The following is a 25933-nucleotide window of genomic DNA, read 5'->3' on the forward strand; positions in this document are numbered from 1 at the left end:
CGCAACACGCCCCATCCGCCCCCCGGCCCGACCTATCCTGGCAAGACGGTTACCCGCGGGTCCCAATCCGGATCACGCTGTTAACACGTCCGAAATCCGCCCATCACATGAACGAGGACCATCAAGAGAGTGCCTCGAAATGGATCGGTCCAGTACGGCCGTTACCTGCCCATCGAAGAACACGCGATCGTCGGCGATCTGCGCACCGTCGCACTCGTCGGCACCGACGGGACCATCGACTGGTTCTGTCCGGGGCGCTTCGACGCGCCCAGCCTGTTCGCCTCCCTGCTAGACGCGCGCAAGGGCGGTTTCTTCTCGCTGTCCTGCCGTTCGGCGAACCGCCCCAAGCAGCTCTACCTGCCCGACACCAACATCCTCATGACGCGCTTCCTCACCGCCGAGGCCGTCGGCGAGGTCATCGACTTCATGGTGCCGGAGACCAGCGGGTCGGCCCCGCCCCGCGACCTCATCGTGCGCCAGGCGCGCGCGGTGCGCGGCAGGGCCACCTTCGAGCTCGGCTGCTACCCGGCGTTCGACTACGGCCGCGCCACGCACGAGATCGAGATCGTCGACAACGTGGGCGCGGTGTTCACGTCGTCGGCGGGCCGGTTCGTGCTGCGCTCCAACGTGCCGCTGATCCACGACGGCGACGGCGTCAAGGCGACGTTCACGCTGGACGAGGGCGAGACCGTCGACGTCGTCCTCGAGTGGCAGGGCCAGGTGCACCCGCTCGTGCCCGGCGAGGCCGACGAGATGTTCCTGCGCACCCAGGAGTTCTGGCAGAAGTGGATCGGCCAGTCCCGCTACCGGGGCCGCTGGCGGGAGATGGTCCACCGCTCGGCGCTGGCGTTGAAGCTGCTGGTCTACCACCCCACCGGCGCGCTGGTCGCCGCGCCCACCACGTCGCTGCCCGAGGGGATCGGCGGCGTGCGCAACTGGGACTACCGCTACGCCTGGCTGCGCGACTCGGCTTTCACGATCTACTCGCTCATGCAGCTCGGCTTCCTCGAGGAGGCCGCGGCGTTCATGGAGTGGCTCCAGCTCCGCTGTGAGGAGGCGACGCTGGAGCGCGACGTCATGATCATGTACTCCGTCGACGGGTCCGACAAGATCCCCGAGCACACCCTCGACCACCTCGAGGGGTACCGCGGGTCCCGTCCCGTCCGGATCGGCAACGGGGCCGCCGGCCAGCGCCAGCTCGACGTGTACGGCGAGATCATGGAAGCGGTGTACATGTACAACCGCGAGGTCCCGATCTCCTACGACCTGTGGCAGACCCTGTCCAAGCGCCTGGACTGGCTCGCCGACCACTGGGAGGAGCCCGACGAGGGCATCTGGGAGGTGCGCGGCGGCCGTCAGCGCTTCACCTACTCGGGCCTGCAGACCTGGACGGCGTTCGACCGCGCCCTGCGCCTGGCCCGCGACCGCGGCCTACCGGCACGGTCCAACAAGTGGCAGCGCCTGGCCGCCAAGGCGTACCGGTTCGTCCAGCAGGAGTGCTGGGACCCCGAGATCGGCGCGTACGTCATGCACCCCGGCAGCAAGCTGCTCGACGCCGCTGTCCTGTGCATGCCGATGCTGAAGTTCTCCGGCCCGACCGACCCGCGCTTCCTCATGACCCTCGACCACCTGGGCAAGGAACTCGTCTCCGACAGCCTCGTCCACCGCTACGCGGCGACCGGCCACGACGGCCTGGAAGGCGAGGAGGGCACCTTCAACCTCTGCTCCTTCTGGTACGTCGACGCCCTCACCGCGGCCGGACGCGTCAAGGAGTCCCGGATGGTCTTCGAGAAGATGCTCACCTACGCCAACCACGTGGGCCTGTACGCCGAAGAGATCGGCCCCTCCGGCGAAGCCCTGGGCAACTTCCCCCAGGCTTTCACCCACCTGGCCCTCATCAGCGCCGCCGTCAACCTGGACCGAGCCCTGGACAACAACGGCGTCCTGGCCCGCCCCTAGAACCGGGCCGCCCGGCCCCGCCCGCAAGGGCCGGGCGACCCACCCTTCGACAAGCCCCCCATCACCCCCCGTCCCCAAGACCGCCCGGCCCCTTCAGAACCGGGCGGTCTTCCCCTTTCCGGGCCCCCGGCCCGGCTCACCGCTTGTCGAACGCCAGGAACGCCACAACAGGAACCACCAGCACCGAGACCACGAGGACCGCGAACCGCTCCATCCCGCCGAACCCCAGCCCCCACGCGAACCCCTGCACCGCCACGAGGAACACCACGACCGCGGCGAACCGCGTCCGACGCTCCCGCGCCGCCCGCCCCGCCGCCCCCGTCGGCAGCACCTTGCCCACCGCCCGCCCCACCCGCCGCCACTTCGCCTTCCGCGCCTGCCGCACCCTGTTGACCTCCGCGGCCCGCGCCGCCGCCGCCTCCCGCTCAGCCCTCCGCCGAGCCCTCTCCCCACTCACCCCCCAAGCATCCCACCCGTCCGGGCCGCGGCGTGCTCAGCCGTCCGTGACGTGCATCGTCCCGGTCAGCAGCCGGTCCGCGAGGGACGTGCGCAGTTTGCCGGTCTCCTCGGCGACCCTGCGGTGCGCCTCCTCCTTGCGCTCCAGCGCGGCGAGCACCTCCACGATCGCCCGCTGCTCGGCCGGGGGCGGCAGCAGGACCGGCAGGTCGAGCGCGGTGCGGGTGCGGAGGTTGGAGATCACCGAGCGGCTGGACCGCGCGACGAGCCAGGCACGCACCTCCTCGTGCGCGAGGTAGTGCAGCAGGTAGCGCGGGCTGACCCGGTCCCCGTTCCGGACGCGGACGCGCAGACACGACGTCCCCACGAGCCACCCGTCCTGCCCCGGCCCGACGAGCGCGGCCCTGGCGACCTCCCCCGAGCGGACGCAGACCAGGTCGTCCTCCCGCAGCCGGAACCTCGTCATGGACGCCGCCACATGGTCGGGGACCCGTCGCGCGCTGAAGTCGGAGACGCGGCCGTGCCGTCCCACCTGTGACGCCGCCACGACCCCCACCCCCGCCGCGCCTAGGGGAAGGAAGTAGGGACGGAGGTTGGAATGCCCGGCCTGGACGTCGGCGACGTCACCGAGCGACGTCTTGGTCCAGTGCTCCGGCACGCGCCCCATCAGCTCGTCCATCGCCCGACCCTCCGCAGCTGCTCCGCCGCCGCCCTGTCCGCCTCCGCGGCTTCGCGTTCCGCCGCGCGCAGCACAGGGATCATGTCCTCGGGAAGGCCGCCGTCACCCGAGGACGCCCTCCGCCCGACGAGCCGGACCGGGTCGAGTTCGAACTCGCGCTCCCTGAGGTCGGCGACCGTCATCCTGCGGACACGCGGCCCACGCGTCGAGGCGAGTTCGGCGACCTCGGCGGCCGAGAGCCTGCGCCGGGAGCGGTCGACCATCGTGCCCAGGTCAGACCCGTCAACGACCAGTACTCCGCGTGAGCCCTGCCGCAGCACCCACAGGTGCACGGGAACCGACGTCGCCGCGAACAGACCGGCGGGCAGCGCGATCACCCGCTCGACAAGACCGGACACCACAAGGTCCTCACGCACGCGCCGGTCCACCGAGCGGCGCGACCACGCCGCGGCGGGCGGCGCGACGACGGCGGCCCGCCGCCCCGGCCCCAGTTCCTCGGCTGCCATCCTGAGCCAGCCGTAGATGAGGCTCTGCCCCTTCGGCACGCCGAGCCGGGGTTCGCCCGTGCCGTCAAAGGTGATCGTGAACGGCGGATTGGCGAGCATGACGTCGAACGGCTCCCGCAGTTCCTTCGTGGTCAGCCCGTCGTCCGCGTCCGCCGTGACCCTTGCCTCGAGCCCGTGCAGGCGCAGGTTGACGAGGGTCGCCTCGCAGGTCTCCTTCGCCCTGGTACGCGCGCGCAGTCTCACGTCCGCGGCCTCGGCGGCGGCGACGAGGAGCTCGCCCATGCCGCAGCATGAATCCTGCACTGTCTCGCCGGGACGGGGCTCGGTCACCGCGACCATCAGCCGGGCGAGCTCACGCGGCGTGTAGAAGTCCCCTCCCCTGACCGAGTGCGCCATCAGCCGGTCGAGCAGGCCGTCGGTGAACTCGGCGAGCGCGCGACCCTGGAGTTCCGGCAGCCGGTTCAGCAGTTCGACCACGCGGGCCAGGTACACCGGCGTGTCGGCCCCCGGCCACAGCCCGAGGTCCGCGGCCGAGCCCGTCCCGCGCCCCTGCTCCGCCCACGCGGCCCCGTCGCGGGCGAGCGCCTGCCAGCGGCGCGGCTCCTGGAAGCGGAGCCGCACGAGTTCGAGGATCAGCCCGCTGTACCGCGCGATCCCGCTCCGCTCCGCCGCGCCGACGATCTGCAGCGCGGAGACGGACAGCTCGGGCTCGGCCTTGACCTCGTCCCGCCTGGGCCGAACCTCCGTGCCGGTGGCCGCGCGGAAGCGGTCGCCGTAGGTCCGTCCCTCGGGTTCCTCCGGACGCCGTGAGCCGCGGTCGATGCCGCGTCCGTCGAGCCAGCGCGCCACCTCGCCCGCGTGGAACAGCTCGCGGCCCTGCCCGACGTCGGCGGGCGCGGGAAAGCCCGGGTGCCTGCGCCGCCAGTTGCTCACCGCGCCGCGCTGGACGCCGCAGCGCCGCGCGATCTCCGCCATGGTGACGAGTTCGGCATCCGAGGCGTCCATCAGAAGCTCGGCTCGGCGAGGCCGGAGCAGACCTCTTCCTTGCGGGACAGGACCGCGGTGACGCGGGCGAGCGCGACCACCCGGTCGGCGAGGTCCACCGACAGGAACCCGAGCATCCGGCAGATCTTGACGTGGTCGGCGGCGAGGTCGCGGGCGTGGACGGGTTCGTGGTGCATGATCCGGTTCCGCAGATAGACCAGGGACAGCAGGCCGTCGTGCAGGTCCCCCCGGCTGCCCCGGTACTGCGGGAAGGCCCGCTGCCGGTCGAGGGCCGGACGCCAGAGGTGGCGGTCGTAGCCGCGGCTCAGCAGGGACACCCAGAAGCCGAACGACAGCTCGGCCACGACGTCGTCGGCGGTCCAGCGGCCCCGCGTCTTGGTCCGCGCCTTCGCCTCGGCGGCCCGCACCTGGTGGCGGTTCGGCCGCTTGAGCGGCGCCGCCTCCCACCAGTCGGCCCTGCCGAAGTGCGCGGCCAGGCAGTCGTGCAGCGCGTTGCGCAGGGCGACTTCCAGGCAGTGCAGCGGCCCGTAGAAGGCCCCGGCGGCCTCGATGTTCCACCAGTACAGGCGGCCGGCCCGGTCGGCGTCGCCCGCCGTGTGGCGCAGATACGGCGCGAATCTCGGGGCCGAGAGCGTCCGCAACGGCAGGCGGTGGGGGGAAGGGGGCACCGGACGCTCCTGGGCAGCGCGAAGTCGGATCGGTTAGACTCGGTCCCGTAAGCCCCGGGTTCGCCTCTGCTTCGGCACGCCGCCCGGGGCACGGTCGTTCTCAGGCGCGCATGACGTGCGCCGCTCGGCCCGGTCACCCGAACCCGTTCCCGGACGAGCGTAGGCCCGCGCCACTGTGACATCAAGCGCATTCGAAATGCTCAGGAAGTGTTAACACTTCCCCTGCGCCAACGCCGAACGCCCCGGCCTTTGCGGGCGGGGCGTTCGGGGGTGGGTTAGAGGGTGGTTAGCCAGTTGGTGAGGAGGGTGGCGCCGGCGTCGCCGGATTTTTCCGGGTGGAATTGGGCGGCGGAGAGGGGGCCGTTCTCGGCGGCGGCGACGAAGGGTTCGCCGTGTTCGGACCAGGTGACGAGCGGGGGGGTGAAGCGGCCCGGCTCGAGTTCCCAGCGGCGGACGGCGTAGGAGTGGACGAAGTAGAAGCGGGTGGCGGGGTCGATGCCGCGGAAGAGGACGGAGTCCTCGGGGGCCTTGACGGTGTTCCAGCCCATGTGCGGGATGACCGGGGCGTGCAGGCGCTCGACCGTGCCGGGCCACTCGTCGCAGCCTTCGGTGGTGATGCCGTGCTCGACGCCCTTGGAGAACAGGATCTGCATGCCGACGCAGATGCCCAGGACCGGACGGCCCCCGGAAAGACGGCGGCCGATGATCTGCTCGCCGCGCACCGACTTCAGCCCCTCCATGCACGCGGCGAACGCGCCGACGCCGGGGACGACGAGCCCGTCGGCGTTCAGCGCGGTCTCGAAGTCCGACGTGACGGTGACGTCCGCGCCGACGCGCGCCACGGCACGCTCGGCCGACCGCAGGTTGCCCGACCCGTAGTCGAGGATGACGACGTTCTTCATTCCCACCCCTCCCTCACAGCCTGCCCATCGCGGCCAGGACCGACAGCACGGTGAGCACCGCGACGATCACCGCCGCGACCTTGAGGCCCTGCCTGATGAAGCTGTAAACGCCGGTCGCCAGGAACAGCGCGAGCGCGAACAGCAACATCGCCGTCCACGGCACCGAAAGCCCAAAAAGACTAACGGTCCCCTCCTCCGCAAGCACCCCAGCGACGACCGCGCTCACAACGCACCCTTGGTCGACGGGATGCCGTGCACGCGCGGGTCGAGTTCGCTCGCGTACCGCAGGGCCCGCGCGAGCGCCTTGAACTGCGCCTCCACGATGTGGTGCGCGTTGCGCCCGTACGGGACGTGGACGTGCAGCGCGATCTCGGCGTTGGCGACGAACGACTCGAAGATGTGCCTGGTCAGCGTGGTGTCGTACTCGGGCCCGATCATGGGGGCCATGCCGTCGGGCTCGGAGTGCACGAGGTAGGGGCGGCCGGACAGGTCGACGGTGACCTGCGCGAGCGACTCGTCGAGCGGGATCGAGGCGTCGGCGAACCTGCGGATGCCGCGCTTGTCGCCGAGCGCCTGCTTGAACGCCTGGCCGAGCGCGATCGCGGTGTCCTCGATGGTGTGGTGGCTGTCGATGTGCAGGTCGCCCTCGGTGCGGACGGTCAGGTCGAAGGAGCCGTGCTTGCCCAGCTGGGCGAGCATGTGGTCGTAGAAGCCGACGCCGGTGGCGACCTCGACCTCCCCGGTCCCGTCGAGGTCGATCTCTACGAAGACCTTGGTCTCCTTGGTGGCCCGCTCGACGCGGCCGATCCTGCTCACTGTGTCTCCTTGAGGGATTCCTGGAGTGCGGCGCGGAAGGCCGCCATCTCCGCGGGCGTCCCGACGGACACCCGCAGCCATTCCGGCGGTCCGACCGCGCGGATGAGGACGCCGCGGTCAAGCATCCGACGCCACAGCGCGTCCCGGTCGGGGAACCGCCCGAACAGCACGAAGTTGGCGTCGGAGTCGGCGACCTCGAGGTTCTGCCCGCGCAGCCAGGTGACGGCGGCGTCGCGCTCGCCGCGCAGCTGCTCGACGTAGCCGAGGAGCTCGTCGCCGAACGCCAGGGCGGTGCGCGCGACGGCCTGCGTGACCGAGGACAGGTGGTACGGCAGCCGCACCAGCAGCAGCGCCTCGAGCACGGCGGGGTCGGCGGCGAGGTACCCGAGCCGCGCCCCGGCCAGCGCGAACGCCTTGGACATGGTCCTGGTGACGATCAGCCGCGGGTGCCCGTCGAGCAGTTCGAGCGCCGACGGCGTCCCCGAGCGGCGGAACTCCCCGTACGCCTCGTCCACGACGACCATGCCCGGCGCGACCTTCAGCACCGCCTCGATGGCCGAAAGATCGAGCGACGTCCCCGTCGGGTTGTTGGGCGAGGTGAGGAAGACGATGTCCGGCCTGTGCTCCTCGATCGCCGCGACGGCGCGGTCGGCCTCGAGCCCGAAGTCCTCGGCCCGGTAGGCGTCGATCCAGCGCGTGTTGGAGACCTTGGAGATCGTCGGGTGCATCGCGTACGACGGCTCGAAGCCCATCGCCGAGCGCCCGGGGCCGCCGAAAGCCTGCACGATCTGCTGGATGATCTCGTTCGACCCGTTGGCCGCCCACACCCGCGAGGCGTCGAGCGCGACGCCCGACTCGGCGGTGAGGAAGGCGGCGAGATCGGCGCGCAGGGCGAGCGCGTCGCGGTCGGGGTAGCGGTTGAGCGTGCCCGCGGCCTCGGCGACGGCCTCGCCCAGCGCCTTGACCAGCGCCTCGGACGGCCCGTACGGGTTCTCGTTCGTGTTCAGCTGGACGGGCACGTCGAGCTGCGGCGCACCGTACGCCTTCTCCGCGCGCAGGTCGTCGCGCAGCGGCAGGTCGGACAGGGACGTCATGACGGGATCTCCCAGTCGAAGCGCGCCTTGAGCGCAGCGCCGTGCGCGGGAAGGTCCTCGGACTCGGCCAGCGTGACGACCCGGGCGGTCGCCTCGGCGAGCGCCGCGCGGTCATAGGTGACGACGTGGATGCCGCGCAAGAACGACTGCACGGACAGCCCGGAGGAGTGGCACGCGCAGCCGCCCGTAGGCAGCACGTGGTTGGACCCGGCGAGGTAGTCGCCCAGGGAGACCGGCGCGTACGGCCCGACGAAGACCGCCCCCGCGTTGCGCACCCGTGCGGCGACGCCCTCGGCGTCGGCGGTGTGGATCTCCAGGTGCTCGGCCGCGTAGGCGTTGACGACGTCGAGACCCGCCTCGATGTCGGACACCAGCACGATCGCCGACTGACGCCCGGAAAGCGCCTCGCTGACGCGTTCGCGGTGCTTGGTCCGCGCGACCTGGACGGCGAGTTCCGCCTCCACCGCGTCGGCGAGCTCGACCGAGTCGGTGACCAGCACCGAGGCGGCGATGGTGTCGTGCTCGGCCTGGCTGATCAGGTCGGCGGCGACGTAGGCGGCGTCGGCGGTGGCGTCGGCGAGGACGGCGATCTCCGTGGGCCCGGCCTCGGCGTCGATGCCGACGACCCCGCGCAGGTACCGCTTGGCGGCGGCGACCCAGATGGACCCCGGCCCGGTGATCAGATCGGCGCGGCGGCACTCCTCGGTGCCGTAGGCGAACATCGCCAGGCTCTGCGCGCCGCCCGCCGCGTACACCTCGTCGACGCCCAGCAGCGCGCACGCCGCGAGGATCGTCGGGTGCGGCAGGCCGCCGAAGTCTTTCTGCGCGGGCGAGGTGACGGCCAGCGAGCCGACCCCCGCCTCCTGCGCGGGCACCACGTTCATGACCACGCTGGACGGGTACACGGCCTTGCCGCCCGGCACGTAAAGCCCGACCCGGTCGACCGGAACCCACCGCTCGGTGACGGTCCCGCCCGGCACGACCGTGGTGGTGACGTCCTGACGCCGCTGCTCGCGGTGCACGATCCTGGTCCGCCGGATCGCCTCCTCAAGGGCGTCGCGCACGGCGGGGTCGAGGTTGTCCAGCGCCGCGGAGATCGCCTCGACGGGCACCCGCGTGCTGGTCAGCTCGACGCCGTCGAACTCCCTTGTGTACCGCAGGACCGCTTCGACCCCGTGATGCCGCACGTCCTCGCAGATCGGCCGCACCTTCTCCAGGGCGGCCTCGACGTCGAACTCGGCGCGGGGCAGCACGTCGCGCAGGTCGCCGGGGAGGGCGCCGCGCAGGTCGATTCGGGAAATCACACGGCCAAGTCTACGGACAGCGACGCCGGGGTCGGGAATCGGTTTCAGGTGCTGAGACGCCGCGCCGCCCGATCCAGACGCGATCCGGGCCCGGTTCAGACCCGTGCCGGGGTGGCCCAGTGGGTGAAGACGGGGTCGGTGGTGAAGTCGGCGGTGGCGGTGGCGCCGCCGGGGAGGCGGGCCTCGGTGCGGGCGCCTGAGCGGCGGAAGGGCACGTGGTGGTAGGCGAGGAGGCGGGTGAGGGTCAGCTGGGGGTCGGCGGGGAAGAGGGAGACGGCCTTGGCGATCAGGGCGGGGACCGCGGCCGGGTCGAAGGCGGCGGGCGGGATCGCGGGGTCGTCGACGAGCAGGTAGGCCGAGCCGCCCTCGTAGCCCGCGCCGATGTAGCCGGACCCGCCGAGCACCCCCGCGGCGGCGACGGCGATCAGATGGCCCGCGTGGCCGCCCTCGAACCAGGAGAGATCGACTTCGGGCGAGGTGAACTCGGGCACAGCAAGGCGCGCGCCGATCTCCCGGACGGCGAGGGTGGGGGCGACGGCGGGGTGGTCGGGGCCGAACTGGGCGTTGGCCCATCCCCACAACCAGGTACGCTCTCGTGAGGCGTAGCTCCCGAGGAGGCCCACCCTTACCGTGGTGCCCCCGCTGGTGTAGGTCCTGCCGTTGAGGTCGGCGCTCCAGTCGGCGCGGGGCAGCCGGGCGGCCAGGGTCTCCTGCTGGGCGAGGACGATGGCGGACAGCGCGGCACCCAGGCGTTCGAACGCCGAGCTGAATCCTGACATGTTCGGAACACTACCCGCGGCGGCCCGGTTTGTGTCCTCTTCGTGGAGGGACCCCGGCGGGGACCTTCCCGTGACGTTACGCTGCGGGTGATCAACTTTCCGGGACGTACAGGAGCGTGAGCATTTGGCCCGGCAACTGCGCGTCTGGGCGACCGTGACCGGGACGCTGGCCCTGGTCGGCGTCCCGGCCGGCCTGCTGTGGGTGTGGCTGGCCGAACGGCCGGGCTACGTCGTGGTCGAGGGCAGGGCGCACCTGCTCGACCCCGAGACCCAGGACCTCATCGCCGCCGACGGCAAGCTCGCGCTCGTCTGCCTCGGCGTGGGCCTCGTCCTCGGCGTCCTCGCCTACTGGCGGGCCGGGCGCGGCAACGATCTCACCCTGGTCCTGGCGCTGGCGTCCGGCGGCCTGCTCGGCTCGCTCGTCGCGTGGTGGTTCGGTCACAGGTTCGGCCTCGCCGCCTTCACCGACGCGATCGCCACCGGCGCGGACGGGACCCGGGTGACCGGCCCGCTCGACCTCGGCGCGAAGGGCGTCCTGACGCTCTGGCCGCTGGCCTCGGTGCTCGCCTTCGGCGTCCTCGAGGCGCTCGACGCGGCCCGCCGCCTACCCGCGTCCGATCGCGGCGAGACCGGCACCGGTGAGGCGGACGAGGTCGGCGGGGGCGAGTTCGATCTGGAGGCCGCGCCGCCCGGCGGAGACGTAGACCGTCGGGAAGGCTGAGGCGCTCTCGTCCACGACGGTCGGCAGCCGCTTGCGCTGCCCGAGCGGGCTGATCCCGCCGACCACGTAGCCGGTGGCGCGCTCGGCGGCGGCGGGCTCGGCCATCTGCGCCTTCTTGCCGCCGACGGCCGCCGCGAGCGCCTTCAGGTCGAGCTGGCCCGCGACGGGCACGACCCCGACCGTCAGCTTGCCGTCGACCTCCGCGAGCAGGGTCTTGAACAGCCGCTCGGGCGCGACGCCCAGGGCCGCGGCGGCCGCCTCGCCGTAGGACGCCGTGTTCTCCACGACCTCATACGGGTGCAGCCGGAAGTCGATGCCCGCCCTGGTCGCCGCGACGGTCGCGGGAGTGCCCTTGGATGCGCCTTTCGCCATGGTCAGACCCTAGACCCCGGAGGCGTCGATGCCCGCCTCGATCACCGCGTTCATGATCTTCGTCAGGTGCTCGCGGCTGAGGCTCGGCGCGAGCGGGGCCATCGCCGCGACGATCGCGGCCTCCCGCTCGGGGTCGCGGCCCCGGTGCCCGCCGACGGGCTTGATCCGCTGCACGGTGGCCGCGAGCGCGGCCCTGCGCTCGAGCAGCGCGGCGAGTTCGGCGTCCACCTGGTCGATGGCCGCGCGCACCTGCGCCAAAGTGGCGGTTTCAGAATCAATCGGGCGCATGATCCCATCGTAGTGAAGTTCCGGGAGCGGCCCGGACGGGAAAGGCAGGGACCATGGCAGACGAACCGCAGCACAAGCTCCTCGTGATCGGGTTCGACGACCCGCTCAAGGCGAGTGAGTTCATGCTCACCGCCGCCCGGATGCAGAAGAACGGGCAGCTCCAGGTGCACGACGCGGTCTTCATCGAGCGCGACGAGGACGGCAAGTCGACGGTCCGCGAGACCCGCGACGTCACCCCGGGACGCGGCGCGCTGGGCGCGGGCATGTGGGGCCTGCTGCTCGGCACGCTGCTCGGCGGACCCGTCGGCGGTCTCGTCGCGGGCGCGGCCAGCGCGGGCGGCGGCGCGCTGCTCGGCAAGCTGATCGACACGGGCATCAAGGACGAGAAGATCGCCGAACTCCGCGAGGCCGTGCCGCCCGGCAGCACCGCGCTGGCCCTGCTGATCAGCCACCTGTCCCTGGCCGACCTCCAGCGCGAACTCGCCCGCTTCCCCGGCGCCTCCCTCGTCGAGTCCGACCTCTACGACGCCGCCATCCACGCCGTCCGCGTCAGCCTCGGCGAAATCGAAGGCTGACCCGGGCCCGAACCCCTCAGCCCCGGCACGCCGTGCGCGTCAGCCCGCGCATATCAAGGGCTGACGCCCAAGGCACCCCCTGGGCGCGTCCCACGCCCGACCCGACGCCGTGCGCGTTAGCCCGCGCGAGACAAGGGCTGACGCTCAAGGCAACCCTCAGCCCCGGCACGCTGTGTGTCAGCCCGCGCGAGACAAGGGCTGACGCCCAAGGCGACCCCTCAGCCCCGGCACGCTGCGCGTCAGCCCGCGTGAAATCGAGGGCTGACGCCCAGGACTCCTTGAGGGGCGCGGGTTACAGGTCGCGTCGCATCCAGATGTGCGGGATGCCCGCCTCGAGTTCCTCCGGGCCGTACTGGGTGTAGCCGAGGCGGGTGTAGAAGCCCGTGGCGTGGGTCTGGGCGTGCAGTTCGATCGCGGTCAGGCCCCTGCCGCGTGCGTGGTCCTCAAGCGCGCGCACGAGCGCCGCGCCCAGGCCCGTCCCGCGCGCCGCCTTGCGGACGGCCAGGCGGCCGAGCACCCCGGTGGTCGTGCCGTTGCGGACCAGCAGCCTGACGGCGCCGAGGGGGACGCCGGCGACGCGGGCGAGGAAGTGGTCGGCGACGTCGTCCAGTTCGTCGGCCTCAAGTTCGGCGGGCACGCCCTGCTCGCCCACGAAGACCTCCCAGCGGACCTCGAACGCCTCCCCGAGCGCGTCGGGACCCTCCGCGAGGACGATCTCCGCCCCTTCGACCTCAGGCCCGCCCATCAGGACTCCGCGGCTACGATGTCGAGCGCCTTCTGCAGGTCCTCGGGGTACGGGCTGGTGAACTCGACGTACTCGTCGGTCGCCGGGTGCAGGAAGCCGAGCCGCACGGCGTGCAGCCACTGCCGCTGGACGCCGAGGCGCGCCGCGAGCGTCGGGTCGGCCCCGTAGAGCAGGTCGCCGACGCACGGGTGGCGCAGCGCCGACATGTGCACCCGGATCTGGTGGGTGCGGCCGGTCTCCAGCGTGATGTCCAGCAGCGACGCCGCCCGGAACGCCTCGATCGTGTCGTAATGGGTGACCGAGGGCCTGCCGCCCGCGACGACCGCGAACCGCCCGTTCCCCGAGGGATGACGGTCGATCGGCGCGTCCACGGTTCCCCGGAAGGGATCGGGGTGGCCCTGGACGAGCGCGTGGTAGCGCTTGGTCACCTCGCGGTCGTGGAAAGCGCGCTTGAGGTGGGAGTACGCGCGCTCGCTCTTGGCGACGGCCATGCACCCCGTGGTGTTGGCGTCGAGCCGGTGCACGATCCCCTGCCGCTCGGCCGCGCCGCTGGTCGCGACGGTGTGGCCCGCGCCCAGCAGGCCGCCGATCACGGTCGGGCCGGTCCAGCCGGTGGTCGGGTGGGCCGCCACCCCGATCGGCTTGTTGACCACGATGATGTCGTCGTCCTCGTACACGATCGTCATGCCGGGGACGGGTTCGGCGACCGGCGCCGGCGCGCTGGGCGGCGGCGGAAGCACGACCTCGAGCCAGGCCCCGGCCGTCACCCTGTCGGACTTGGCGACCTCGCGCCCGTCGACCTGGACGTCGCCCGCCGCGATCACCTCGGCGGCCTTGCCGCGCGACAGGCCGAACAGCCGCGCCAGCGCGGTGTCCACCCGCTCGCCCTCGAGTCCCTCGGGCACGTACAGGGAGCGCTGGTCGCTCATTCGCCGCCCTCCCGCGCCGCGTCGGCGGACGCCTTGTCGGCCGTACGCCCGTCAGCGGGGATCTCGGCGACCCCGTCGGCCTGCGCCGCGGTCCCCCGCGACTCCTCGGCCTCTAGCTCCTTGGCCTCCGGCTCCTCGGCCTCCGGCTCCCGTGACTCCTTGGTCTCGCGGGTGCCGTCCGGCTGGTAGCCGAGGCCCGCGAGCACGACGGCGAAGATCCCGCCGAAGACGATGCAGGTGTCGGCGAGGTTGTACACCGGCCACCCGTCGAACAGCGGCCAGGTCGGCCACTCGATCCAGTCGACCACATGGCCCTGGAAGTGGCCGGGCGCGCGGACGAGCCGGTCGATGAGGTTGCCCGCCGCGCCGCCCAGCAGCAGCCCGAGCGTGACCGCCCACGGGGTGCTGCGCAGGTCCTTGGCGTAGCGGACGATCGCGACGGTGACGCCGAGCGCGATGATCGTGAACACCCACGTCATGCCGGTGCCGATCGAGAAGGCCGCGCCCGCGTTGCGCACCACGCGCAGCGTGCTGAGGCCGAGCGGCAGCTCGATCGGGCGCTGGCCTTCCAGCGTCGCCACGACCACGGCCTTGGTGACCTGGTCGATCAGCACGGCCGCGGCGGCCACACACCCGAACATGACGATACGACGACGGGGCCGGGACCCCGTCACTTCAGCGGAAATGGTCCCGGCTCCCTGGGTCTCTCAGCGGCGTCGCTCAGCGACGCTCCTCGCGTTGTTTGCATGGCACACACAGTGTCGCGCGCGGGAAAGCCTGGAGGCGCGCTTTGCCGATGGCCTGCCCACAGTTGTCACATACACCATAGGTGCCCGCGTCGATGCGCGCGATCGCGCGCTCGTTCTGCTCGAGCAGGTCCCGGCAGTTGTTGGTCAGGGCGAGCTCGTGCTCGCGCTCGTAGGTCTTGGCCCCGGCGTCGGCCTGGTCGTCGCCCGCGCCCTCGCCGGAGTCGCCGTGCTCGGCCGCCTGGTTGAGCGCCGCCCTGATCTCGGCGGCGAACTCCTCGATCTCCGCGCTCAGCCTGGTCCGGACGTCGGCGAGCTCCCCGACCGTCCAGTGCTCCTCGCCCTCGCGGACCGGGAGCGCGTCGGCCTTGGCGGCCGCCGCGGCCTTGGCGGCGGATCTCCCTGCGGACTTCTGGGCCGATTTGGACTGTGCCGGCTTCGGCTCCGCCGGCTTGTTCTGCACGCTCGCGGTCGCGGCCATCGCGGGCCCCCTCACGTCGAGCTTCTCTTCGACGGGCAGTGCGGGAAGCATAGGTCTCCATTCGGCGGGACGGCCAACGCCAGGGGCGCTGCCGTTCGGTCACCACCCGCATATGCCCCACGACACGGTGTCAGGAACCGCGCATTTGGTCGATCTTTTCGGCGCGCACGATCACGGCGCGGGAAACCGGGTCGAGCCCGCGTCCCGAGTAGCCCTACAATCGTGGCAGTCGACGGCAAGGCAGTGATGGGGCGATCACCCCGGAGCCGCCGGAAGAACAGCCGGGGATCATCCCCTGAGCCCAGTAGAACCGGCAGCCGGACTCGAACGAAGCGGATCGCGCTCGCGCGGTCAAGAGGGGTGGTACCGCGGCCCGGACGGGTCGTCCCTTCAGGATCTGACCAATGGTTTCAATCTTGTGGTTTCAGTCTTGAAAGGTGCGACCCCGTGTCCTTCCGGCCCCTGCCCGCCCAGGTGGATCTGCCCGCACTCGAACGCGACATGCTGAGCCGCTGGCAGGACGAGAAGATCTTCCAGCGCTCCCTCGACCGCAACGCCGACGGCCCCCGCTGGGTCTTCTACGAGGGCCCGCCCACCGCCAACGGCATGCCCGGCGTCCACCACGTCGAGGCCCGCGTCTTCAAGGACGTCTTCCCGCGCTTCAAGACCATGCAGGGCTTCAACGTGCCCCGCAAGGCCGGCTGGGACTGCCACGGCCTGCCCGTCGAGGTGGCCGTCGAGAAGGAACTCGGCCTGTCCGGCAAGCCGCAGATCGAGGCGTACGGGATCGCGGAGTTCAACGAGCGCTGCCGCGCCTCGGTCATGCGGCACACCGACGCGTTCGAAGAGATGACCGAGCGCATGGGGTACTGGACCGACCTCGAGAACGCCTACCGGACCATGGACCCGTCCTACGTGGAGTCCGTCTGGTGGTCGCTCAAGGTCATCTGGGACAAGGGCCTGCTCTTCCAGGACCACCGGATCACCCCCTACTGCCCGCGCTGCGGCACCGGCCTTTCCGACCACGAACTGGGCCAGCCCGGCGGGTACGAGACGGTCTCCTCCCCCTCGGTGTACGTGCGGATGCCCGTCACGTCCGGCCGGTTCGAGGGCGCTGACCTGCTCATCTGGACGACGACCCCGTGGACGCTGGTGTCCAACACCGCGATCGCCGTCCACCCCGACGTCACCTACGTGGTGGCCGCCAAGGACGGCGAGCGGCCCGTGATCGTCGCCGAGCCGCTGATCGAGGCGGCGCTGGGCGACGGCTGGACCGTCCGGGAGACCTTCCCGGGCAGCGAGCTCGAGCGCACCCCCTACTCCCGGCCGTTCGAGCTCGTGGAGATCCCCGGCGCGCACTTCGTCCTGCTCGCCGACTACGTCACCGTCGAGGACGGCACCGGCCTCGTCCACCAGGCCCCCGCGTTCGGCGCGGACGACCTGCAGACCTGCAAGCGCTACGGCCTGCCCGTGGTCAACCCGATCGGCCCCGACGGCCGCTTCGTCGCCGACGTCCCCCTCGTCGGCGGGGTCCTGTTCAAGGACGCCGACGAGCGCCTGACCGAGGACCTGCGCGAGCGCGGCCTGCTCTTCCGGGGCGCGCACTTCGAGCACAGCTACCCGCACTGCTGGCGCTGCCACTCCGCGCTGCTGTACTACGCGCTCCCTGCCTGGTACATCCGCACGACCGCCGTCAAGGACGCGCTCCTTCGCGAGAACGAGGGCACCAACTGGTTCCCCGAGACGATCAAGGAGGGCCGCTACGGCGAGTGGCTGCGCAACAACGTCGACTGGTCGCTGTCGCGCTCGCGCTACTGGGGCACGCCCCTGCCGCTGTGGCTGTGCCCGGACGAGCACGTCACCTGCGTCGGCTCCCTGAAGGAGCTGTCGGAGCTGGCCGGAGAGGACCACTCGGCCCTCGACCCGCACCGCCCCTTCGTCGACGACGTCACCTTCCCCTGCCCGGTCTGCGCGCAGACCGCCACCCGCGTCCCGGACGTCATCGACGCCTGGTACGACTCGGGCTCCATGCCGTTCGCCCAGCACGGAGCGCCCTACGCCAACCTGGATGAGTTCGAGGCCAACTACCCGGCCCAGTTCATCTGCGAGGCCACCGACCAGACGCGCGGCTGGTTCTACTCCCTGATGGCCGTCGGCACGCTGGTGTTCGACAAGTCGTCCTACGAGAACGTGCTGTGCCTCGGGCTGATCCTCGCCGAGGACGGCCGCAAGATGTCCAAGCACCTCGGCAACGTCCTCCAGCCGCTCCCCCTCATGGACCGCCATGGCGCGGACGCGCTGCGCTGGTTCATGGCGTGCTCCGGCTCCCCCTGGGCGGCCCGGCGCGTCGGACACGCCGCGCTTGAGGAGATCGTCCGTAAGGTCCTGCTGACCTACTGGAACACCGCGTCGTTCTTCGTCCTGTACGCCAACGCCGCCGCCGCGCAGGGCGGCGCGTGGACCCCGGCCCGGCTCGGCGAGGCCCCCGCGCCCGCCGACCGGCCGCTGCTCGACCGCTGGGCGCTGGCCGAACTGCACCGCACGACGGCCGAGGTCACCGCCGCCCTCGAGCAGTTCGACACCCAGGCCGCCGGACGCAGGCTGACCGAGTTCGTCGACGACCTGTCCAACTGGTACGTGCGCCGCTCACGCCGCCGCTTCTGGGAGGGCCCCACGACGCCGGAGAACAGCGCGGCGTTCGCGACCCTGTACGAGTGCCTGGAGACGCTGACCCGGCTCATGGCCCCGCTCGTCCCGTTCGTCACCGACCACGTCTGGGACGTGCTCAGGCCCGAGGGCGCGCCGGAGTCCGTCCACCTTGCCGCGTGGCCCGAGGCCGACCCCGACCTCCTCGACGCCGACCTCACCGCCCAGATGGCCCTCGTCCGTCGTCTTGTGGACCTGGGAAGGGCCGCGCGGACGTCGTCGGCGGTGCGCATCCGGCAGCCGCTCGGCCGCGCCCTGGTCGGCGCGCCCGGCTGGGCGACGCTGCCCGAGGCGCTGCGCGCGCAGATCGCCGAGGAGCTGAACGTCGGCGCGTTCGAGGACCTGTCCTCGATCGGCGGCGACCTCGTGGAGTACGAGGTCAAGCCGAACTTCCGCGAGCTCGGCAAGCGGTACGGCAAGCAGACCCCGCTGGTCGCCAAGGCGGTCACCGCGGCCGACCCCGTCGCGCTCGTCGCGGGCGTGCGCGCCGGCGGGTACGCCTTCGACGTGCCCGAGGTCGGCGCGGTCGAGCTCGGCGCGGGCGACGTGATCGTCACCGAGCGGCCGCGCTCCGGCTGGGCCGTGGAGACCGCGGGCGGCGAGACCCTCGCCCTCGACCTGGAGATCACCCCCGAGCTGCGCCTGGCGGGCCTGGCCCGTGAGGCCGTCCGGATGATCCAGGACGCCCGCAAGCAGTCCGGCCTCGAGGTCACCGACCGCATCCGCCTGGTGTGGACCGCCTCCGACGCCGACATGGCCGCCGCGCTGCGCGCCCACGGCAACGAGATCGCCGGCGAGGTCCTCGCCGACTCCCTCACCGAGGGCGCGGCCGAGCCCACCCACACCGACGCCGACCTGGGCCTGGCGTTCGCCCTGAGCCGGGTGTGACGCCCCGGGGTGGACCCCTAGGGGTCCACCCCGACATTCCCCCCATCCGACCCCGGGAAGCCTTGGGCCGCTCCACCGCGTTTGCGATAGTGGAGAGGTGGAACTCGAAAAGAAGCTTGACCTGCGCGCCTCCGACGCCGACCGCGACGAGGTCGCGACACTGCTCGGCGAGGCGATGGCCGAAGGCAGGCTGAGCGCGGAGGAGCACGCCGAACGCCTGGAACTTCTCTACGCGGCCAAGACCTACGCCGAACTCGCCCCCCTCACCGCCGACCTCCCGCAAGCCCAGCCGCAGCCGCGCGTCTCCCTGCACAAGGACGACGCGGCGCTCCCCCCGCCCTCACGCCCCTCGAACGTGATCACCTGCATCCTCAGCGGCGCGGAGCGCAAGGGCCGCTGGCTCGTCGAGCCCGTCACCACGGTCAACTGCGTGCTCGGCGGGGTCGAGCTCGACTTCCGCAACGCGGTGCTGACCCAGCGCGAGGTCGTCGTGAACGTCACCTGCGTGCTCGGCGGCGTCGAAGTGACGGTGCCGCCCGGCGTCCGGGTCGAGGTCGACGCGGCCGGAATCCTCGGCGGCGCGGGCAACCCCAAGAACGACACGGTCGACCCGAACGCCCCGGTCATCCGCTTCACCGGGATGGTGATCCTCGGCGGCCTCGACTTCAAGCGCAAGGCACCCAAGGACCGCAAGAAGTCCTACCGCCGCAAGCACCACGGCTGCTGAGCCGACGAAAAGAGCGGCCCGCACCGAAAGGCACGGGCCGCTCTTCGCTGTCTCAGGGGCCGGTCAGACCGCGGGCTCCTTGTCGGGCTGGCAGACCAGGCACGGGGTGCAGCCCCGGTCCTTGGCCTCGCCGCGCGGCAGCGACTCGAGGTCCTCGTCGTCCTCGCCGATGTCCTCGATCAGGGCGCAGTCGGGCCGGTGGTAGCGCTTGGTGCCGGACAGAATCCGCACCAGCGGCCCCGCGGCCTGCCGCTCGGCCTTGCCGTCGCCGTCGTCGGCGGCGTCCTGGGGGACGTCCTCTGACTCGCGGGACTCAGGCACGCTCACCGCGACGGGCTCGACCACGGCCTCCTCGGCCTGGGCGGGCACCACGGGCTGCTTGACGGGCTCCTCAGGCTCGTCGTCCAGCACCCTGACCGCCTCGGTCCGCGCGACGGGCTCGGCCGCCACGGGCTCGACCACGCGCTTCCACTCCCCGGACTCGGCGGCCTCGGCCTCGACGGGCGCATCCCCCAAGGGGTAGTCCTTGTCGAGCGGGCTCGGCGGGAACGCGGTCGGCACCCAGTCGGTCACCGTGTCCTCGACCGGCGACGGCGCGGGCAGCGGCGCGGGGGCCGGGTCGGCCGGGGTCTGCCACCGGTCGACGGGCTCGGCCCGCTCGTAGGTCGGCGTCTCATAGGCCGACGTCTCGAACCCCGGCTTGTCGTAACCCTGCTTGTCGTAGCCCGGCTTGTCGAACCCGGGCTTGTCGAAGCCCGTGCTCTCGTAGCCCTGGCTCTCGTAAGCGGGCGTGTCGTAAGCGGGCGTCTCGTACGCGGCGGGCTCGTAGCCCGGCCCGTCGGTGCGCTCGTACCTGTCGCCGCCGACCGTGCCGAACGGCGGCTCGGGCGGGTACGGGGCGGCGGTGAAGTCGCCGCGCCCGGCGTCGGCGTGCTGCCGCTCGGGCCGCACCGCGTCGTGCACCGTCTCGACCTGCTCGTCGGGGCCGGAGGCCGCCTCGTCCGCCGGACCCGCGATGGCGCGCGCCGCCAGTGCGGTGTCCGGCAGACAGGCGGTACAGGGGCTGAACCCCTCCTCCTGCGCCTCGACGTAGGTCAGTTCCTCGGTGGGCCGTCCGGCGAGCTGCCGGCAGCTGTCGAGGTGGTAGCGCTTGCGTCCCGGCACGACGTGCACGATCGCGTCGTCGGGGACCTGGCCCGAGGGCATCGGGAAGGCGAACGGCGTCGCCTCCTCGCGCTCGACCGGGCGCTCGTCCTCCACCACGCGGGCCGCGGCCTTGCGGGCGGCACGTCCCGGCTGGCGGGACTTGGGCGCGGCGGCGCGGGTCGGCGCGGTGCCGAACAGCTCCTTGCGGCGCAGGAAGACCCCGATGGCCAGGCAGAGGAACGACACGATGCTGACGGCGATCGAGATGTACATCAGTTGCAGCCCGTGCAACCCCAGGACCGCTTCGTCCTGCACGACAATCCCCGCCACCAGCAACGCGATCGCACCGATCACGAGCAGGCCACTCAGGATGATCACTAGGTCTCCCTAACTCCCCGGTCCCCGGTCTCGCGGCGGCGCCTGCCGGCTCGGGAGGCGGGCCGCTGCGGGCCGACCACCGCCGTGCGCAGCACCCTATCGCGCGACGGACCTCACACATGTCAGGCGGGGAATCGCCGTGTCCACGGATTCGCCGTGTCCGTGGAAGGCCACATCGCCCACCCTCGGACACGTCCGTCGTGCCACGCGAAACCAGCGCACACCCGCGGGAAGCGGGTCAGCGACGGTCCTGCGGCGGCTCGCCCACGTGGAACGCGCCCGTGCCGCCGTGCTGTGCCGGCTCTGACGGGGGCGGGAACGGGGTCGGGCCGGTGACGACGGGCGCGGACTGCGTGGCCCCGGCGTGCGCGGGCACGGCGACGGGCTGCGGACCGGTGAGCGACGGCTGGAAGGTGTCCGCGCCGGCTTCGAGCTCGCGCAGCTGCCCTTCCAGATAAGCCTTCAGACGGCTGCGGTACTCGCGCTCGAACGCGCGCAGGTCGTCGACGCGGCGCTCGAGCTCCTCGCGCTGCTGCACGAGCGAGCCCATGACCTGGCGGTGCCGCTCCTGGGCGTCGCGGTCGAGCTGCTCGGCGCGCGAGCGCGCCTCGGAGACGATCTGGTCGGCCTGGCGGCGCGCCTTGCCGAGGATGTCCTCGGCCTCGCGGCGGGCCCTGCCGAGGTGCTCGTCGGCCTCGCGGCGCGCGTCGGCGATCGCCTGGTCCGCGGTCTGCTGCGCCAGCGCGAGCACGCGGGCCGCGGTGTCCATGTTGTCCTCGGTGGACGGCCGCGGGTTGATCTGCTCGGCGGCGTGCTGGGTGAGGCCCATGACCGGCTCGGGCTGCTGCGGCTGCTGCATCGGCGGCTGCTGCTGCAGCATCGGCTCGGGCATCGGCGGGGCCATGTCGGGCTTGGGCTCGACGATGGGCGCCGCCATCGCCGGGACCTTGCCGCGCAGGCACTCCGCGAGCTTGGCCCGCAGCTCCTCGTTCTCCTGGATCAGCCGGTCGAGCTCCGCCTCGACCTCGTCGAGAAAGGCGTCTACCTCTTCCTCGTCGTAACCGGGCCGCAGCCTGGTCGTACTGAACTGCTTGTTCCGCACATCCGCGGGTGTCAGCGGCATGTTGGTCTCCTTGGCGCGCTTGGAGTCTGTCCACAGGACGGTATCCGATCAAAGTCCCACGGCGAAGACGATCACGTCGTCAGTGCACCGACCACCCTGATGAGGATCAAGACGATCAGGAACAGCACCATGAAACTCAGGTCGAGACTCACGTTACCCAATCGCAACGGTTTGAAGATACGCCTCAGCCGCGCAAGGATCGGCTCGGTGATCGTCCAGATCGGTTCGGCGAACAGGAGGACGACTCCCTTGGGCCGCCAAGGCTGCCTCGACGTGCTCTCCGCGTACAACTTCAGGTAATCGAGGATCAACCTGCCGATCAAGATCAGCAGGAACAGATACAGGATCACCGTCAGAACGGCTCCAACGACTGTCACGAACACTCTCGCATGGGGATGTCAGCTTTGGTTGAAGAATCCTCGTTCTGCCATCCGCGCCTTGTCTTCGGCGGTGACCTCAACGTTGGCGGGGGACAGCAGGAACACCTTGTTGGTGACGCGTTCGATGCTCCCGTGGAGCCCGAACACGAGGCCGGCCGCGAAGTCGACGAGACGCTTGGCGTCGCTGTCGACCATCTCGGTCAGGTTCATGATCACCGGAGTGCCCTCACGGAAGCGCTCTCCGATGGTCCGTGCCTCGTTGTACGTCCTTGGGTGAAGCGTAGTGATGCGCGTCAAATCCGGCGCCGCGGGCTGGGTGCGCTCCTGCGGCGGCGCGGGGGGCTCGGAGGCGAGCTGCGCTGCGGCGTCGTCTTCGACGGGCGTACGGCGGCGCGGGACGGCGGTCTCGGCCTCCGCGTCCTCGTAATCCTCGTAATCGTCGTAGTCGTAGCGGTCGTCCTCGACGAGGCCGAGATAGACCGCCATCTTGCGCATCGCGCTGGCCATGGACCCCTCCGATCCGAAATCCCGTCCAGAGTGTCGGCTTTCAACCCTCTTGTCGGACGGCGTCCGCTACATACAGGGCGGACATTACCCGACGATTGCCCGCCTGCCCCCGAGCAACGCCGTACCGATGCGGACGTGTGTCGCACCACAGGCGATCGCCTCGTCGAGGTCCCCGCTCATGCCAGCGGAGACGATACGCGCCGAAGGGTGCGCCGTGCGGATCCGCGCGGCCACGTCGGCGAGTCGGGCGAACGCCGGGGCCGGATCCTCGCCCAGCGGGGCGACCGCCATGACCCCGCCGAGCTCGAGTCCGGGGGCCGCCGCGATCGCGTCGGCCAGCGCCGGGACGTCCTCGATCCTGGCGCCCCCGCGCCCGTCGGCGTCCGGCGGGTCGAGCGACACCTGGACGAGGCAGCGCACCGGCTCCGCCCGGTCGGCGGCCTCCGCCGACAGCGCCGAGACGAGCCTGGGGCGGTCCACCGAGTGGACGACCGAGGCGTAGCGCAGCACCGACTTGACCTTGTTGGTCTGGAGCCTGCCGACGAAGTGCCAGGTGAGGGGAAGATCACGGCATTCGGCGGCCTTCGGACCCGCCTCCTGGTCGCGGTTCTCCCCGATGTCGGTCACGCCGAGGCCCGCCAGCAGCCTGACGTCCGAGGCTGGCCTTGTCTTGGTCACCGCGACCAGCGTGATCTCCGACGGGTCGCGCCCTGCCTTGTCGCACGCGAGCGCGATGCGCTCACGGACGCCCTCGAGGGCGTCCGCGAGCTCCTCTTCACGAGTCATGAATCCTGGTTTCGGGGAGCTACTTCAGGAAGTCCGGCACGTCGATGTCCTCTTCGAACTCCACCGGAGGGGTGCGCCGCCGGACGGGCTCGCCGCCGAAGAAGCGGTCCATCCGGGTGACGGCGGGGGTGTCACCCGACTGGCCCTGCTGCGGCACCTTGGGCAGGTCCTCGTCGTAGTCGGCGTCGACCGGCTCGACCTCGGGCTCGGCCTCGGCGGCGGGGGCCGGCTCCGGCACGCTCGGCGGCGGCTCCGGCGCGACCGGCTTGGCCGCGGCCTCGGTGACCGTCGGCCTTGGCGGGGGCGGCGGGAGTTTCTTGGCCTCGGGTTCCGGCGCGGCGGGCTGGAGCTCGTCGAAGCCCGCGGCGATCACCGTGACGCGCACCTCGTCGCCGAGCGCGTCGTCGATGACCGCGCCGAAGATGATGTTGGCGTCGGAGGCCGCGGCGTTGGACACCAGCTGCGCGGCCTCGTTGATCTCGAACAGGCCGAGGTCGGACCCGCCGGAGATGGACAGCAGGACGCCGTGCGCGCCGTCGATGCTGGCTTCCAGCAGCGGGCTGGAGATCGCCATCTCGGCGGCGGCCACCGAGCGGTCGTCGCCGCGCGCGGAGCCGATGCCCATGAGGGCCGAGCCCGCGCCGGACATGACGGACTTGACGTCGGCGAAGTCGAGGTTGATCAGACCCGGGGTGGTGATGAGGTCGGTGATGCCCTGCACACCGGAAAGGAGCACCTGGTCGGCCGCCTTGAACGCGTCGAGCACGCTCACCTGGCGGTCGGAGATCGACAGCAGCCTGTCGTTGGGGATCACGATCAGGGTGTCGACCTCGTCGCGCAGGGTCTCTATCCCCGCCTCGGCCTGCATCGCGCGGCGCTTGCCCTCGAAGCTGAACGGCCGGGTGACGACGCCTATGGTCAGCGCGCCGAGCGTCCTTGCGATGTTCGCCACGACGGGCGCGCCGCCGGTGCCGGTGCCGCCGCCCTCGCCCGCGGTGACGAAGACCATGTCGGCCCCCTTGAGGACCTCCTCGATCTCCTCGCGGTGGTCCTCGGCGGCCTTGCGGCCGACGTCGGGGTTGGCGCCCGCGCCCAGACCGCGGGTCAGCTCGCGGCCGACGTCGAGCTTGACGTCGGCGTCGCTCATGAGCAGCGCCTGCGCGTCGGTGTTGATCGCGATGAACTCGACGCCCTTGAGCCCCTCTTCGATCATCCGGTTGACGGCATTGACACCGCCGCCGCCGATGCCGACGACTTTGATGACCGCGAGGTAGTTCTGCGGTGCTGCCACGGTGAGGGGCCTTTCCGCTAGCTTGCTGTTCGGACTAACCTTTACCCTCTACTTGAGGCTTACAGTTATGTAAACCTGAGGGCTGCTAGGGACAGTAGGGCCGCCCCCCATCAGGGTCAACTAACCGCGCGCCGGGGAATTCGGCGTGTCGTACTGCGCGACGCTCGCCCCGATTCGCGGGAATTACCGATCATCTGGTAGTGACCACTCCGGGTGCGCTCACATCGACCGTACGGGCCGCCTTTCCCGCTTTCGTGGAAAGCAGTGCCTCAAGCAACTTGATCTTCTCCGGACCGCGTTCCGCCGCTCCCCAGACCACGGCGAGGCCGCCTTCAAGCCGCAGGATGACGTGTTCGGGGCCGGGCGCTTCGACCGCCGTCAGCCGGGCCCGCCAACGGTCGGGCAGGCCGCGCAGAACGGCGAGCGCGGTACGGGTCGCGGGGTCGCCCGCGCCCGGCGCGGCGACCACGAGTTCGGGCAGGTGGCCGGGTTTGCGGGGGCCGGTGAGAACTGTCACACCGAACCTGTCGAGCTGCGCGTAGACGCCGTCGCGTGCGAAGGACGCCACCGGGACCCGCTCGACCACCCGGATCACGAGGGTCGTCGGCCAGGCCCGCTCGGCCTTCACCGACTCCACCTCGCGCACCGCAGCGATCCGCCGCTCGACCGCGCCGACGTCAAGCCGGGCCATCGGGGTGCCGACGGGCACCTGGGCGACGTCGAGCACCTGCTTGCGGGCGAGCAGCGACAGGCCGCGCACCTCGACGTCGCGCACGACGAGCAGCCGCGAGCCGAGCACCACCCACACCGCCGCGCCGACGAGCCCGGCGAGCAGCAGCAGGACAAAAAGGACCTTCCACCGGTCGCGGCGGCGCGGCGCACGGGCGGCGGGCGCGGCTGACGGGGTCGCGGGACGGGTCCGCGTGGGCGGGGGCGTCTGGGGCATCTGACGATGATGGCCCGCCGACGGCGTCGC

Annotated in this window: 27 protein-coding genes and 1 pseudogene; 5 read left to right on the forward strand and 23 right to left on the reverse strand. The window is 71.7% G+C overall.

Going from position 1 to position 25933, the window contains the following annotated elements:
• Nucleotides 1-129: 129 nt before the first annotated feature.
• Nucleotides 130-1959: a glycoside hydrolase family 15 protein gene (locus R9X44_RS24930; protein WP_319816693.1), complete on the forward strand. Its 1830-nt coding sequence runs from the start codon at nucleotides 130-132 to the stop codon at nucleotides 1957-1959.
• 136 nt (nucleotides 1960-2095) lie between these two features.
• Here the strand turns inward: R9X44_RS24930 and R9X44_RS24935 are convergent, their stop codons facing one another.
• The 10 genes from R9X44_RS24935 to R9X44_RS24980 form a co-directional block, all read right to left on the reverse strand.
• Nucleotides 2096-2344 (reverse strand): hypothetical protein, encoded by a 249-nt coding sequence (locus tag R9X44_RS24935; protein WP_319816694.1) that lies wholly within the window; start codon nucleotides 2342-2344, stop codon nucleotides 2096-2098.
• A gap of 108 nt (nucleotides 2345-2452) precedes the next feature.
• Complete coding sequence (locus tag R9X44_RS24940; protein WP_319816695.1) at nucleotides 2453-3094, reverse strand: hypothetical protein; 642 nt, start codon at nucleotides 3092-3094, stop codon at nucleotides 2453-2455.
• Complete coding sequence (locus R9X44_RS24945) at nucleotides 3082-4605, reverse strand: N-6 DNA methylase (RefSeq protein ID WP_319816696.1); 1524 nt, start codon at nucleotides 4603-4605, stop codon at nucleotides 3082-3084. The genes R9X44_RS24940 and R9X44_RS24945 overlap by 13 nt, the downstream gene beginning before the upstream one ends.
• Nucleotides 4605-5273, reverse strand: a complete 669-nt coding sequence (locus R9X44_RS24950) for a hypothetical protein (RefSeq protein ID WP_319816697.1) — start codon at nucleotides 5271-5273, stop codon at nucleotides 4605-4607. Before R9X44_RS24950 ends, R9X44_RS24945 begins: the two co-directional genes overlap by 1 nt.
• Before the next feature lie 275 nt (nucleotides 5274-5548).
• The gene (gene hisH / locus R9X44_RS24955) at nucleotides 5549-6175 is read right to left on the reverse strand and encodes an imidazole glycerol phosphate synthase subunit HisH (protein ID WP_319816698.1); all 627 of its coding nucleotides are present in this window, start codon (nucleotides 6173-6175) and stop codon (nucleotides 5549-5551) included.
• A 13-nt stretch (nucleotides 6176-6188) separates the two neighbouring features.
• A complete protein-coding gene (locus R9X44_RS24960) occupies nucleotides 6189-6323 on the reverse strand; it encodes a hypothetical protein (RefSeq protein ID WP_319816699.1) in 135 nt (44 codons plus the stop codon).
• 74 nt (nucleotides 6324-6397) lie between these two features.
• The gene (hisB, locus tag R9X44_RS24965) at nucleotides 6398-6991 is read right to left on the reverse strand and encodes an imidazoleglycerol-phosphate dehydratase HisB (protein WP_319816700.1); all 594 of its coding nucleotides are present in this window, start codon (nucleotides 6989-6991) and stop codon (nucleotides 6398-6400) included.
• Nucleotides 6988-8085, reverse strand: a complete 1098-nt coding sequence (locus tag R9X44_RS24970) for a histidinol-phosphate transaminase (protein WP_319816701.1) — start codon at nucleotides 8083-8085, stop codon at nucleotides 6988-6990. The genes hisB and R9X44_RS24970 overlap by 4 nt, the downstream gene beginning before the upstream one ends.
• Nucleotides 8082-9389 carry a histidinol dehydrogenase gene (gene hisD, locus R9X44_RS24975; protein ID WP_319816702.1) on the reverse strand — a complete coding sequence of 436 codons (1308 nt, stop codon included), beginning with the start codon at nucleotides 9387-9389 and terminating at the stop codon, nucleotides 8082-8084. The genes R9X44_RS24970 and hisD overlap by 4 nt, the downstream gene beginning before the upstream one ends.
• Nucleotides 9390-9484: 95 nt before the next feature.
• The gene (locus tag R9X44_RS24980; protein ID WP_319816703.1) at nucleotides 9485-10168 is read right to left on the reverse strand and encodes a DUF6882 domain-containing protein; all 684 of its coding nucleotides are present in this window, start codon (nucleotides 10166-10168) and stop codon (nucleotides 9485-9487) included.
• Nucleotides 10169-10292: 124 nt separating this feature from the next.
• Here R9X44_RS24980 and R9X44_RS24985 point away from each other — a divergent pair, with 124 nt between their 5' ends.
• Nucleotides 10293-10889 (forward strand): hypothetical protein, encoded by a 597-nt coding sequence (locus tag R9X44_RS24985; protein WP_319816704.1) that lies wholly within the window; start codon nucleotides 10293-10295, stop codon nucleotides 10887-10889.
• Here R9X44_RS24985 and ybaK read toward each other — a convergent pair.
• Nucleotides 10773-11261: a Cys-tRNA(Pro) deacylase gene (ybaK, locus tag R9X44_RS24990; RefSeq protein WP_319816705.1), complete on the reverse strand. Its 489-nt coding sequence runs from the start codon at nucleotides 11259-11261 to the stop codon at nucleotides 10773-10775. The two genes, R9X44_RS24985 and ybaK, sit on opposite strands and share 117 nt — an antisense overlap.
• Nucleotides 11262-11270: 9 nt before the next feature.
• A complete protein-coding gene (locus R9X44_RS24995) occupies nucleotides 11271-11549 on the reverse strand; it encodes a chorismate mutase (protein ID WP_319816706.1) in 279 nt (92 codons plus the stop codon).
• Between the two features lie 53 nt (nucleotides 11550-11602).
• Between R9X44_RS24995 and R9X44_RS25000 the strand changes: the two genes are divergently transcribed.
• On the forward strand, nucleotides 11603-12124 hold the full coding sequence (locus R9X44_RS25000; RefSeq protein ID WP_319816707.1) for a DUF1269 domain-containing protein: 522 nt from the start codon (nucleotides 11603-11605) through the stop codon (nucleotides 12122-12124).
• A 292-nt stretch (nucleotides 12125-12416) separates the two neighbouring features.
• Here the strand turns inward: R9X44_RS25000 and R9X44_RS25005 are convergent, their stop codons facing one another.
• The 4 genes and pseudogenes from R9X44_RS25005 to R9X44_RS25020 form a co-directional block, all read right to left on the reverse strand.
• On the reverse strand, nucleotides 12417-12869 hold the full coding sequence (locus tag R9X44_RS25005) for a GNAT family N-acetyltransferase (protein WP_319816708.1): 453 nt from the start codon (nucleotides 12867-12869) through the stop codon (nucleotides 12417-12419).
• Complete coding sequence (locus R9X44_RS25010) at nucleotides 12869-13798, reverse strand: RluA family pseudouridine synthase (protein ID WP_319816709.1); 930 nt, start codon at nucleotides 13796-13798, stop codon at nucleotides 12869-12871. The genes R9X44_RS25005 and R9X44_RS25010 overlap by 1 nt, the downstream gene beginning before the upstream one ends.
• A complete protein-coding gene (gene lspA, locus R9X44_RS25015; protein WP_319816710.1) occupies nucleotides 13795-14439 on the reverse strand; it encodes a signal peptidase II in 645 nt (214 codons plus the stop codon). The genes R9X44_RS25010 and lspA overlap by 4 nt, the downstream gene beginning before the upstream one ends.
• A gap of 79 nt (nucleotides 14440-14518) precedes the next feature.
• A pseudogene (locus R9X44_RS25020) lies at nucleotides 14519-14920 on the reverse strand (TraR/DksA family transcriptional regulator); the annotation flags it as partial.
• A 552-nt stretch (nucleotides 14921-15472) separates the two neighbouring features.
• Here R9X44_RS25020 and ileS point away from each other — a divergent pair.
• Nucleotides 15473-18619, forward strand: coding sequence for an isoleucine--tRNA ligase (gene ileS / locus R9X44_RS25025; RefSeq protein WP_319816711.1), 3147 nt, complete (start codon nucleotides 15473-15475; stop codon nucleotides 18617-18619).
• 97 nt (nucleotides 18620-18716) lie between these two features.
• Entirely contained in the window at nucleotides 18717-19346 is a 630-nt protein-coding gene (locus tag R9X44_RS25030; protein ID WP_319816712.1) for a DUF1707 domain-containing protein, read from the forward strand.
• Nucleotides 19347-19409: 63 nt separating this feature from the next.
• Here R9X44_RS25030 and R9X44_RS25035 read toward each other — a convergent pair whose 3' ends face one another.
• The 7 genes from R9X44_RS25035 to R9X44_RS25065 form a co-directional block, all read right to left on the reverse strand.
• Complete coding sequence (locus R9X44_RS25035) at nucleotides 19410-20870, reverse strand: hypothetical protein (RefSeq protein WP_319816713.1); 1461 nt, start codon at nucleotides 20868-20870, stop codon at nucleotides 19410-19412.
• A 238-nt stretch (nucleotides 20871-21108) separates the two neighbouring features.
• Nucleotides 21109-21993: a DivIVA domain-containing protein gene (locus R9X44_RS25040; protein WP_319816714.1), complete on the reverse strand. Its 885-nt coding sequence runs from the start codon at nucleotides 21991-21993 to the stop codon at nucleotides 21109-21111.
• Between the two features lie 71 nt (nucleotides 21994-22064).
• Entirely contained in the window at nucleotides 22065-22343 is a 279-nt protein-coding gene (locus R9X44_RS25045; RefSeq protein WP_319816715.1) for a YggT family protein, read from the reverse strand.
• A 48-nt stretch (nucleotides 22344-22391) separates the two neighbouring features.
• Nucleotides 22392-22880: a cell division protein SepF gene (locus R9X44_RS25050; RefSeq protein WP_319816716.1), complete on the reverse strand. Its 489-nt coding sequence runs from the start codon at nucleotides 22878-22880 to the stop codon at nucleotides 22392-22394.
• Between the two features lie 84 nt (nucleotides 22881-22964).
• Nucleotides 22965-23666, reverse strand: a complete 702-nt coding sequence (locus R9X44_RS25055; protein WP_319816717.1) for a YggS family pyridoxal phosphate-dependent enzyme — start codon at nucleotides 23664-23666, stop codon at nucleotides 22965-22967.
• Nucleotides 23667-23685: 19 nt separating this feature from the next.
• On the reverse strand, nucleotides 23686-24957 hold the full coding sequence (ftsZ, locus tag R9X44_RS25060; RefSeq protein WP_319816718.1) for a cell division protein FtsZ: 1272 nt from the start codon (nucleotides 24955-24957) through the stop codon (nucleotides 23686-23688).
• Nucleotides 24958-25147: 190 nt separating this feature from the next.
• The gene (locus tag R9X44_RS25065; RefSeq protein ID WP_319816719.1) at nucleotides 25148-25903 is read right to left on the reverse strand and encodes a cell division protein FtsQ/DivIB; all 756 of its coding nucleotides are present in this window, start codon (nucleotides 25901-25903) and stop codon (nucleotides 25148-25150) included.
• Nucleotides 25904-25933 lie beyond the last annotated feature (30 nt).

It is taken from the genome of Actinocorallia sp. A-T 12471 (genome assembly GCF_033875155.1).
Classification (GTDB): Bacteria; Actinomycetota; Actinomycetes; order Streptosporangiales; family Streptosporangiaceae; genus Actinocorallia.

Coding starts and splice junctions, on each gene's coding strand:
- R9X44_RS24995 (WP_319816706.1), bottom strand. CDS start 11,549: ATGCGCCCGATTGATTCTGAAACCGCCACTTTGGCGCAGGTGCGCGCG.
- lspA (WP_319816710.1), bottom strand. CDS start 14,439: ATGTTCGGGTGTGTGGCCGCCGCGGCCGTGCTGATCGACCAGGTCACC.
- R9X44_RS24940 (WP_319816695.1), bottom strand. CDS start 3,094: ATGGACGAGCTGATGGGGCGCGTGCCGGAGCACTGGACCAAGACGTCG.
- R9X44_RS25010 (WP_319816709.1), bottom strand. CDS start 13,798: ATGAGCGACCAGCGCTCCCTGTACGTGCCCGAGGGACTCGAGGGCGAG.
- R9X44_RS25000 (WP_319816707.1), top strand. CDS start 11,603: ATGGCAGACGAACCGCAGCACAAGCTCCTCGTGATCGGGTTCGACGAC.
- R9X44_RS25005 (WP_319816708.1), bottom strand. CDS start 12,869: ATGGGCGGGCCTGAGGTCGAAGGGGCGGAGATCGTCCTCGCGGAGGGT.
- R9X44_RS25065 (WP_319816719.1), bottom strand. CDS start 25,903: ATGCCCCAGACGCCCCCGCCCACGCGGACCCGTCCCGCGACCCCGTCA.
- R9X44_RS24980 (WP_319816703.1), bottom strand. CDS start 10,168: ATGTCAGGATTCAGCTCGGCGTTCGAACGCCTGGGTGCCGCGCTGTCC.
- R9X44_RS24960 (WP_319816699.1), bottom strand. CDS start 6,323: ATGTTGCTGTTCGCGCTCGCGCTGTTCCTGGCGACCGGCGTTTACAGC.
- R9X44_RS25040 (WP_319816714.1), bottom strand. CDS start 21,993: ATGCCGCTGACACCCGCGGATGTGCGGAACAAGCAGTTCAGTACGACC.
- R9X44_RS25055 (WP_319816717.1), bottom strand. CDS start 23,666: ATGACTCGTGAAGAGGAGCTCGCGGACGCCCTCGAGGGCGTCCGTGAG.
- hisH (WP_319816698.1), bottom strand. CDS start 6,175: ATGAAGAACGTCGTCATCCTCGACTACGGGTCGGGCAACCTGCGGTCG.
- ybaK (WP_319816705.1), bottom strand. CDS start 11,261: ATGGCGAAAGGCGCATCCAAGGGCACTCCCGCGACCGTCGCGGCGACC.
- R9X44_RS24945 (WP_319816696.1), bottom strand. CDS start 4,605: ATGGACGCCTCGGATGCCGAACTCGTCACCATGGCGGAGATCGCGCGG.
- R9X44_RS25050 (WP_319816716.1), bottom strand. CDS start 22,880: ATGGCCAGCGCGATGCGCAAGATGGCGGTCTATCTCGGCCTCGTCGAG.
- R9X44_RS24970 (WP_319816701.1), bottom strand. CDS start 8,085: ATGACGTCCCTGTCCGACCTGCCGCTGCGCGACGACCTGCGCGCGGAG.